Source organism: Betaproteobacteria bacterium, from assembly GCA_009377585.1.
GTDB lineage: Bacteria > Pseudomonadota > Gammaproteobacteria > Burkholderiales > WYBJ01 > WYBJ01.
This window is the reverse complement of sequence record WHTS01000177.1, coordinates 1-8,506: the sequence shown is the minus strand read 5'-3', so window position 1 is coordinate 8,506 and position 8,506 is coordinate 1. Positions and strand designations below refer to the sequence as shown.

Annotated in this window: 9 protein-coding genes; 6 read left to right on the top strand and 3 right to left on the bottom strand. The window is 64.6% G+C overall.

All coding sequences use genetic code 11. The features are described 5' to 3' along the window. The first annotated feature begins 503 nt into the window (after window positions 1–503). The 5 genes from GEV05_29195 (at window position 504) to GEV05_29175 (ending at window position 4,903) form a co-directional block, all read left to right on the top strand. The gene (locus GEV05_29195) at window positions 504–1,043 is read left to right on the top strand and encodes a nuclear transport factor 2 family protein (GenBank protein ID MPZ47367.1); all 540 of its coding nucleotides are present in this window, start codon (window positions 504–506) and stop codon (window positions 1,041–1,043) included. Between the two features lie 218 nt (window positions 1,044–1,261). Further along, window positions 1,262–2,110 carry a phenylalanine 4-monooxygenase gene (locus GEV05_29190; protein ID MPZ47366.1) on the top strand — a complete coding sequence of 283 codons (849 nt, stop codon included), beginning with the start codon at window positions 1,262–1,264 and terminating at the stop codon, window positions 2,108–2,110. Between the two features lie 119 nt (window positions 2,111–2,229). Next, the gene (locus tag GEV05_29185; protein ID MPZ47365.1) at window positions 2,230–2,625 is read left to right on the top strand and encodes a PilZ domain-containing protein; all 396 of its coding nucleotides are present in this window, start codon (window positions 2,230–2,232) and stop codon (window positions 2,623–2,625) included. 203 nt (window positions 2,626–2,828) lie between these two features. Next, window positions 2,829–4,157, top strand: coding sequence for an MFS transporter (locus GEV05_29180; GenBank protein ID MPZ47364.1), 1,329 nt, complete (start codon window positions 2,829–2,831; stop codon window positions 4,155–4,157). A 194-nt stretch (window positions 4,158–4,351) separates the two neighbouring features. Further along, window positions 4,352–4,903: a redoxin domain-containing protein gene (locus tag GEV05_29175; protein MPZ47363.1), complete on the top strand. Its 552-nt coding sequence runs from the start codon at window positions 4,352–4,354 to the stop codon at window positions 4,901–4,903. 24 nt (window positions 4,904–4,927) lie between these two features. Here GEV05_29175 and GEV05_29170 read toward each other — a convergent pair whose 3' ends face one another. Then, window positions 4,928–5,428: a GNAT family N-acetyltransferase gene (locus GEV05_29170; protein ID MPZ47362.1), complete on the bottom strand. Its 501-nt coding sequence runs from the start codon at window positions 5,426–5,428 to the stop codon at window positions 4,928–4,930. A gap of 159 nt (window positions 5,429–5,587) precedes the next feature. On the opposite strand from GEV05_29170, the gene GEV05_29165 reads away from it, so the two are divergent. Next, complete coding sequence (locus tag GEV05_29165) at window positions 5,588–6,280, top strand: hypothetical protein (protein MPZ47361.1); 693 nt, start codon at window positions 5,588–5,590, stop codon at window positions 6,278–6,280. A 113-nt stretch (window positions 6,281–6,393) separates the two neighbouring features. Here the strand turns inward: GEV05_29165 and GEV05_29160 are convergent, their stop codons facing one another. Next, window positions 6,394–7,218, bottom strand: coding sequence for a hypothetical protein (locus tag GEV05_29160; protein MPZ47360.1), 825 nt, complete (start codon window positions 7,216–7,218; stop codon window positions 6,394–6,396). Next, a partial coding sequence (locus tag GEV05_29155; GenBank protein ID MPZ47359.1) for an IS21 family transposase occupies window positions 7,215–8,506 on the bottom strand: 1,292 nt, incomplete at its 5' end. The genes GEV05_29160 and GEV05_29155, both read right to left, overlap by 4 nt.

Below are 8,506 nucleotides of genomic sequence, written 5' to 3'. Positions count from 1 at the left end.
GGATTATTTTCCTAGAGACGTCAAGGAATATTTTCAAGGCGCGATGATGTAGCCCGGATGGAGCGAAGCAAAATCCGAGAACGGAATGTCCCGCAGCGGCGCCCGCCCCGGAATGCGCTGCGCTCAATCCGGGCCACGATTGCAGGATGAGAAGTGCAAGCCCTACCATCGGATTTTCCCTCGTCTCGCCTGATGGCCGCACGCGCATTCCGCGCGCGGCGTGCGACAGCCTCAAGCCAGGCGACACGTTGCGCTATCGCTTCGGCGTAGAAGGGGTCGTAAGTTCGCCACGTGTGTCTCGGATGCGGTGCAGCGCGCAACGAAGCGGAGCGATGCACTGCTGATCCGGGACCCCGGTTTCTTGTGATCAAACCGGGACCCCGCATCTGCGGTGCACCGCTAGCGCGCTGCACCGCGTGCGGGGAACGTCCGCGAGTTTCTGCGCGCGGGACACGCGCGAGGATCGATCATCCGAATATCGCAAACATGCTGAAGGAAACACCATGCACGGAGCCAACGCTGAGAACGCCACACTGGAGCAACGCCTGCGCGCGATCGAGGATCGGCTCAACATCCTCAACCTGATCGCCAGCCATCCGCCGAGTGCCGACACCGGCGCCGACTATTTCACCCGCGCCGTCTATGTCGAGGATGGAGCGATGGACCTCGGCGGCGGCAAGGGCGCGTCCGGCAACGCGGCGATCGCCGCGATCGTGAAGACGCCGGAGCATCAGGCCGCAATCGCAGGCGGGCTGGCGCATTTCGCCGGCCTGCCGCGCATCGACATCGACGGCGACACGGCCGTCGTCACCTCCTATTTGCAGATTCTGACGCCCGACAACGGCGCCGAGCCGGTGGCCGTGCCGGGCCACGGCGCTTCCAAGGGCTTCCGCATCCACCGCGTCGGCGCCAACCGCTGGGAGCTCGTGCGCACGCCGCAGGGCTGGAAGATCACCCGCCGCACGCTGCGCCCGCTCGACGGCTCGGAGCCGGCACGGGACATCCTGCGGCAGGCGCTGGCGGAGTATGCGGGGAAGGCCTGAAACCGGCGTCGTCAGGCCAAGGCATGGGCATACGGCGTTGGTATAATCTTCCTTAACGCATCACCAGAACAGACCTCGACGACCTACCACGATACCGTTTCGAACGAGCCTGGCTTTACGCCTTCCGTGGCAGTCGGAAGAGGGACCCAAAGGATCAAGTCCAATGGACCCGGAGCGGCGTAGAATGCGTTGATTCTGGCCAAGCCCGTGAGGCCGCCATGACGCCCTATCCTCGCATCGACCCCCGGACCAACCAACCGCTGCCTCCGGATTTCCTGGTTGCGCAGCATCCCGAGGCCTACGGCCCTCAGGACCACCAGACTTGGCGCACGCTGTTCGAGCGCCAGACGGTGCTGCTTCGCGGACGCGTGGTCGACGAGTTCTACGACGGCCTCGATACGCTTGGGATCACACCTGACGGCATTCCCGATTTCCGTGAGATCAACGGTGCGCTGGCGCAGGCCACCGGCTGGACCGTCGCTGCCGTGCCGGGCCTAGTCCCGGACGCCGTCTTCTTTAGCCATCTTGCGGCACGGCGTTTCCCCGCAGGCTACTGGATTCGCAAACCTGACCAGCTCGACTACATCGAGGAGCCGGACATCTTCCACGATGTGTTTGGACATGTCCCGCTGCTGATGCAGCCGCGCTATGCCGACTACATCGCCGAATACGGCCGCGCTGGGCTCGCCTATGTCGGCCAGCCGGCGCTTGCAAATCTGGCGCGGCTCTATTGGTACACGGTGGAATTTGGGCTGATGCACGCCGTTGGGGGCTTACGCATCTTCGGCGCCGGCATCATCTCGTCGGCCGGCGAGGCGGTCTACTCGCTGGAAAGCTCCGCGCCCGCCCGGGTAGGCTTCGACACCGAGCGCGTGCTGCGGACGCTCTACAAAATCGACGACTTCCAGCGCATCTATTTTGTCCTCACCGGCTATGACGACCTGCCGGAACTGCAGACCGCGGCGCTCGACCGCCACATCGATGCGGCACGGCGACAGCACGACATCGAGCCGGGACAGATCGTCGACACCGACGCCGTGATCGCGGCGCCCGGCGATCCGCATTGAGGATTTGCTGACGCCCGCCCAAGTGCCGGCCGCGCAAGCGCTAACGGCCGTCAAGGATTCGTTAGCTGCCCGGCGCCTATGCTGTGCCAGGCTGGTCAAGAGACCCGGGAGAAGCCAGCATGAGCGAACGGCGCGCCGCACCGCGTCAGAAAAGTTTCCTGCGCGGCTGCATCTATTTCAACAACCGCCGCGCGGCGGCCGACTGCCTGATCCGCGACATCTCGGAACAAGGCGCGCGGCTGATCTTCTCCAGCGCCGTCGCGATTCCGGACGTGGTCGATCTCTACGTTCCGCAAAAGGAGCAGACGCTGCGCGTGCACGTGCAATGGCGCCACGGCGAGGAAGTCGGCGTTGCCTTCGCCCCGGCGGTACAGGCATTGGAGGCGTCCGCGGCAGCCGGGTCTGGCGACCTCCCTGAACGCATGCAAAAACTTGAAGCTGAGGTGGCCGCCTTACGCCGTATCGTCAGGCGGCTGCTCGCCGCGGTTCCCGCCGCCGGCACGGATGCGGCCTGACGCCCTGCGCACCTCGGCCGCGGCGGTTCCAGCATCATCGCCGAGAAGTACATCCGATTGAGCGCATGGCGCTCCTGTGCCTGGTCGCGGTCGAAGATCGACGCTCCTGGAAATTTCTTGATCGAGCCTCATCGTCATGACGCACTGAACCATTCGGTGGGATTTGGCGTTGCGGTTAGGATTGCGGTGTCGGAGAATCGATTCTGATGCGAGCGAAGTTGCAACCGATCGCCTCGCTGCTGCTGGCGGTGGCCATGCTGCTTGCCGGCAACGGCTTGCAATTCACGCTGCTGCCGCTACGCGGCAGCGCCGATGGATTCAGCGCGGTGGCACTCGGCGCGATCAGCTCGGCGTACTATGTCGGCTTCGTCAGCGGCTGCCTGCTGGCGCCGTACCTGATCCTGCGCGCCGGGCACATCCGCGCCTTTGCCGCAACGGTCGCGGTGGCGACCGCGGTGGCGCTCGGCTACGCGCTGGCGCCCGACCCAATCGCCTGGACCATGCTGCGCCTGATCACCGGCTTTTGCCTCGCCGGCTTCTACCTGGTGATCGAGAGCTGGCTCAACGACGGTACCACCAACGAGAGCCGTGGACTGGTGATGTCCGCCTATGTGGTGGTCAATTTCGCCGCGCTCGCCGTCGGCCAGATGCTGGTCACGCTTTATCCGATCGGTGCGGGCGGCGGCTTCATGATTGCCGCCATGCTGTCGTCGCTCGCCATCGTCCCGGTCGCAATGACTCGTTCCGCGCAGCCGGCTCCGATCACCATCGTCAGCTTCCGGCCGATGCAGCTCTATCAGGCCGCGCCGGTGGCATTGGTGGCGAGCTTCATGGTCGGCATCGCCAACGGCGCCTTCTGGGGGCTCGCGCCGCTGTCGGCCGCCGGCAGCGGCCTTGGTGTCGAGGGCGTGGCGCTATTCATGAGCATCGCGGTCGTCGCGGGCGCGCTGACCCAATGGCCGCTCGGCCGCATGTCGGACCGCATGGACCGCCGCTTGGTGCTGCTGGCCTCTTTGATCGGAGCCTCGGTCACCGGCCTCGTGCTCTGGCTAATTGCGGCGTCCACAACCATGCTGCTGACCTTTGGTTTCCTGTTCGGTGCCTTGGCGCTACCTGGCTATTCACTGGCTGCCGCGCACGGCTACGACAAGACGCCCGCGAGCGACATGGTGGCAACGGCGGCGACCATCCTGCTCGCCAACGCGCTCGGCTCCGTGATCGGCCCGCTCGCCGCGTCTGCGGTGATGTCGGGCGTCGGTCCGCGCGGACTGTTCCTGTTTACCGCGATCGTGCAAGCCGCACTCGCCGGCTACGTGTTCTACCGGACCCGCGTGCAGGCGTCGCTGGCCGCGCCTGACAAGACCGGGTTCGATCTTGCAACGACCGCTCAGGTCGGCACCGTCGTCACCAGCGAGGCGCTCGATCCCGCTGACCCATCCGTAGCGGTGCCCGAAGCCTATACGCCACCGCCGGCCATGAATGACGCTACCGATCTGGTGCCGATTCCGGAGGACCGGGAGGCTCCGCGGTAGCGCTTCTCCCCGCAGCCGACGGGTGCAATCGCGCCGGCAACCGGCGGACTGAACCATTCGCGCCGTGCCCGCGACAAATCCGATGCGCAGCCGGGCGGCGACGGATGTTCCGCCATAGCGGATCACCCGTCATGCCTCGTCATGTCCATCCCTCCCTGGTCGCCGTCCGGCTGCTGCGCGGATGGGGATCGATCATGACTCTGGCCAAGGTCAGGACCGGCGACTTCGGCGGGATCGTGCGCGATTTCGTGCTGCCCGGCGTCGACGGCAGGAGTTACCGGCTCGCCGACGTGCGCGGTGCCAGCGGCACGCTGGTCGCCTTCATCTGCAACCACTGCCCCTATGTCAGGGTGGTCGTCGACCGCCTGGTGGAGGAGGCGCACGCACTTGCTGCAATCGGCATCGGCACCATCGCCGTCATGCCCAACGACACCGCAGGCTATCCGGAGGATTCCTTCACCAACATGCAGGCGTTCGCGCGGGCGTGCGGCTTCCCGTTCCCCTATGTGATCGACGAGACGCAAGACATCGCACGCGCTTTCGGCGCGCGGCGCACGCCCGACTTCCTCGGATTCAATGCGCGGGACGAACTGCAATATCACGGCCGGCTCGATGCCTCGCGCACGACGCCGGTGCTGGGCGCCCGGCGCGAACTCTACGAAGCGATGCGGCAAATTGCAGAGACCGGCCGCGGCCCGGCCGAGCAGCATCCAAGCATGGGCTGCTCGATCAAGTGGCGTGAGTGACGGCGCGGACGACGGGACGCAGCGCTACTCTTCCGGGTCCGGAATGATGGCGCCATCGTCCGCCAGCGCGTCGAACGCCGCATGCGTCAGCGCATGCGCTACGATGCTCTCGTTCTCGGCCCCCAGCATCTCATAAAAACGGTTGGCGTCGGCGTTCCAGGGATACGATGCCCACCACAGATACGTGCGGCCGCGCTCACGTGCGCGCCGCGCCACGGCCGCAACCAGGGCCCGGCCGACTCCCAGGCGACGCGCATCCGGGACCACATAGATGTCGCAGAGATACATGCCGCGGGCAGCCCATCCCGTATCGTAGCCGTCATGCGCGAGCGCGTAGCCGACCAGCACGCCGGCATGCTCGGCGACGATCGCATCGAGATACGGCTGCGGACCGAAGAGATCGCGGTCCAGTGTGCGTTCCGTGAAGTGCTCGGTGGGATCGCCCTGATGCTCGTTCAACTGGCGCACAAGCTCGACCAGTGCGGTGCTGTCCGTCCGTGCCGCCACGCGAATTATGAAACTCATCGTGACAACTTGCCTGGAAACGGATTCATTGCTGTTGCGATGCGACCAACTAAGCTGATCCCGCGCTTGCTCTCCAAAGCTCCCACCACGAACCCCTTCAATCTTTGAATTCTCATCCCAATTAGATTCTCGATTTCAACGCATCGGCCGCTTTGGCCGATGCATTTGCTACGGAATATGCGCAGGTCCGACATGCAGCAAGTCAGCCGGGGGCTTAGCCGCCGCGCCTTCGTCCACTCCCTCGGCGCCCTCGGTGCCGCCGCCACGCTGCCGGCGCCACCCGGCCTTGGGAGCGCCTGGGCAGCATCCGGTCCGGTTCTGACAAAAGCGATTCCGGCGACCGGAGAGCGCGTACCGGCGATCGGCATGGGCTCATGGATCACCTTTAACGTCGGCGGCGACAAACAGCGCCGCGCGCAGCGCGTGAAGGTGCTGCAGACCTTCTTCGACCTCGGCGGCGGCATGGTCGACTCCTCGCCGATGTACGGCTCTTCCGAAGACGTAATCGGCTATTGCCTGAAGCGCATCCCCGACAAGCAATCGCTGTTCTCCGCGACAAAGGTGTGGACGATGTTCAAAGTGCTCGGCGTTCGGCAGATGAACGCCTCCCGCGAGCTTTGGGGCGTTGACCGTTTCGACCTGATGCAGATCCACAACATGCTCGACTGGAGTACCCACATCGAGACGCTGAAGGAGTGGAAGGCACAGGGCCGCATCCGCTACATCGGTATCACGACGTCGCACGGTGACCGTCATGACGCACTCGCCAAGGTGATGGCCGAACAGCCGCTCGATTTCGTTCAGTTCACCTACAACCTCCTCGACCGGGAGGCGGAACGGCGCCTGCTATAGCGCGACAATCAGGATGAGAACGGCGCGGCAATCTGGATGAGACGAGGCAGCCGTGTGCGGTGATGATTGACGCTGGCCGCCGTCTTGGCAAGCGTTTTGATTGACGCGGAGCGTCAATCAGTTTCTGCCTTCTTTGTTTCCTTGATTGTCGCGTGGGCTGGTGGCCGGCCGCGACCACGTTTTCGATCGAGGGCTTCGCGGCGGCGATAGCTCTCTACATTCATCTCCAGGATCGTGGCGTGATGAACGAGACGATCGATGGCCGCGAGCGTCATGGCCTGGTCCGGGAAGATCTTGTCCCATTCGCCGAACGGCTGGTTGGCCGTGATCAACATGGAGCGCCGTTCGTATCGCGCGGCGATCAACTCGAACAGGACGCTCGTCTCGGCTTGATCCTTGGTGACGTAGGCGAGATCATCGAGGATGAGCAGATCGTAGCGGTCGAGTTTGGCAATCGTGCTTTCGAGGGCGAGTTCGCGACGAGCAACCTGAAGCCGTTGCACGAGATCGGTGGTGCGGGCGAACATCACGCGCCATCCATTCTCGACCAGGGCAAGCCCGAGCGCCGCCGACAGATGGCTCTTGCCGCCGCCCGGTGGGCCGAAGAGGAGGATGTTGGCCCCCTTCGCCAACCAAGCGTCGCCGGACGCCAGCGCCATCACCTGAGCTTTCGAGACCATTGGCACGGACTCGAAGTCGAACGTGGCGAGCGTCTTGCCGGCGGGCAGACGCGCCTCGGCGAGATGCCGCTCGATGCGGCGGCGGCCACGTTCGGCCATTTCATGCTCGGCAAGCGTTGCGAGGAAGCGGGCCGCCGGCCAGCCTTCTTTGTCGGATTGCTCGGCGAGCTTGGCCCACATCAGCTTGATGCCCGGTAAGCGCAATTCGCTCAGCAATAACTCGACGCGGGCGGCATCAACGGTGTTGGTCGTCGTCATGCCACGACCTCCAGGTTGGAGGTTGGTTTGACGGTATAGACCGCCGCGAGTTCGTCGTAGGTGCTAAGCGGTACGAACTTCACTTCGATCACTGGCACGCATGCCGGGTTTGGAGCGAACCGTTCGCGCAATATCGCCAGATCAGGTAACCGGCCCGCATCGAGTTCCGCATCGATCAGCCCTGCCAGCTCGGCCTCGCAGCCGCGATCGTGGGCGAGCGCCAGCAACTCGACTGTCAACTTGCACGCGCGCTTGTCGCCCACGCTCTGGTGCAAGGCCTCGAAGGCTCGTGCATAGGCCGGGCGCGGGAACAACTGATCGCGGTAGACCAGATTGTTGAGCGCCATCGGCTTCTTGCGCAGCGCGTGGATCACGTGCCGATAATCGACAACGTGGCCGCCCTTGCTCTCTGATGCCGGCCGTCCACGCCGCAGCGTCATCATCGGTGTTACACCGAGGAAGCACTCAAGCCGGTCATCGTAAAGGTGCACGCGCAGGCGATGGCCGATGAGCCGCGATGGCGCTGTGTAGAAGACGCGGCGCAGGATGAAGCCGCCACTCGACGTCACGATGACGATCTTCTCCTCGTAGTCGGCCGTCCGGCGCTTGGGCAGCGGAGTTAGCGTCGGTCGCTCCAGCTCGATCCGCTTGCGATTGTTGGCGTTGCGCCGACCAACGATTTCGTCGACGAAGCGGCGGTAGGCATCCAGATCGCCGAAGTCACGGCTACAACGCAGGAGCAGCGCGTCCTCCAGCGCCTTCTTGAGATGGCCGTGCGAACTCTCGATGGAGCCGTTCTCGTGTGCGACACCCCGGTTGTTCCGGGTCGGTATCATGTCGTAATGGCGCATGAACCCCTGGTAGCGACGCGTCAGATCCTCCTGAGCGGCGCGGTCCAAGTTGCAGAATGCCGCCGAGAGGCTATCGCTGCGATGCTCGCGCGGCGCGCCGCCGAGCGCCCACAACGCATTCTGCAGACCCTCGGCCAGCGCGACAAAGCTCTCGCCGCCGAGCACGACGTGAGCATGCTCGAAGCCCGAGAACGCCAGCCGAAAGTGGTATAGTCGATGCCCCAGCACGACACCTGCGACCGTCACACCGAGTGCACTCGTGTCGGTGAAGTCCGACAGACCAAGACGGCCAGGCTCGTGCTCCTGGCGGAAGATGACATCCTGCTCAGGACCAACGAGCGCTCGCCACGTGCGCATGCGCCGCTCCAGCGTGCGTCGAATGCCGGGGGCGATCTCGGGATGGCGCCGCCGGATTTCTTCGAGTACGGCAATCGCCC

Coding starts and splice junctions, on each gene's coding strand:
- GEV05_29195 (MPZ47367.1), top strand. CDS start 504: ATGCACGGAGCCAACGCTGAGAACGCCACACTGGAGCAACGCCTGCGC.
- GEV05_29190 (MPZ47366.1), top strand. CDS start 1,262: ATGACGCCCTATCCTCGCATCGACCCCCGGACCAACCAACCGCTGCCT.
- GEV05_29185 (MPZ47365.1), top strand. CDS start 2,230: ATGAGCGAACGGCGCGCCGCACCGCGTCAGAAAAGTTTCCTGCGCGGC.
- GEV05_29175 (MPZ47363.1), top strand. CDS start 4,352: ATGACTCTGGCCAAGGTCAGGACCGGCGACTTCGGCGGGATCGTGCGC.
- GEV05_29170 (MPZ47362.1), bottom strand. CDS start 5,428: ATGAGTTTCATAATTCGCGTGGCGGCACGGACGGACAGCACCGCACTG.
- GEV05_29165 (MPZ47361.1), top strand. CDS start 5,588: ATGCATTTGCTACGGAATATGCGCAGGTCCGACATGCAGCAAGTCAGC.
- GEV05_29160 (MPZ47360.1), bottom strand. CDS start 7,218: ATGACGACGACCAACACCGTTGATGCCGCCCGCGTCGAGTTATTGCTG.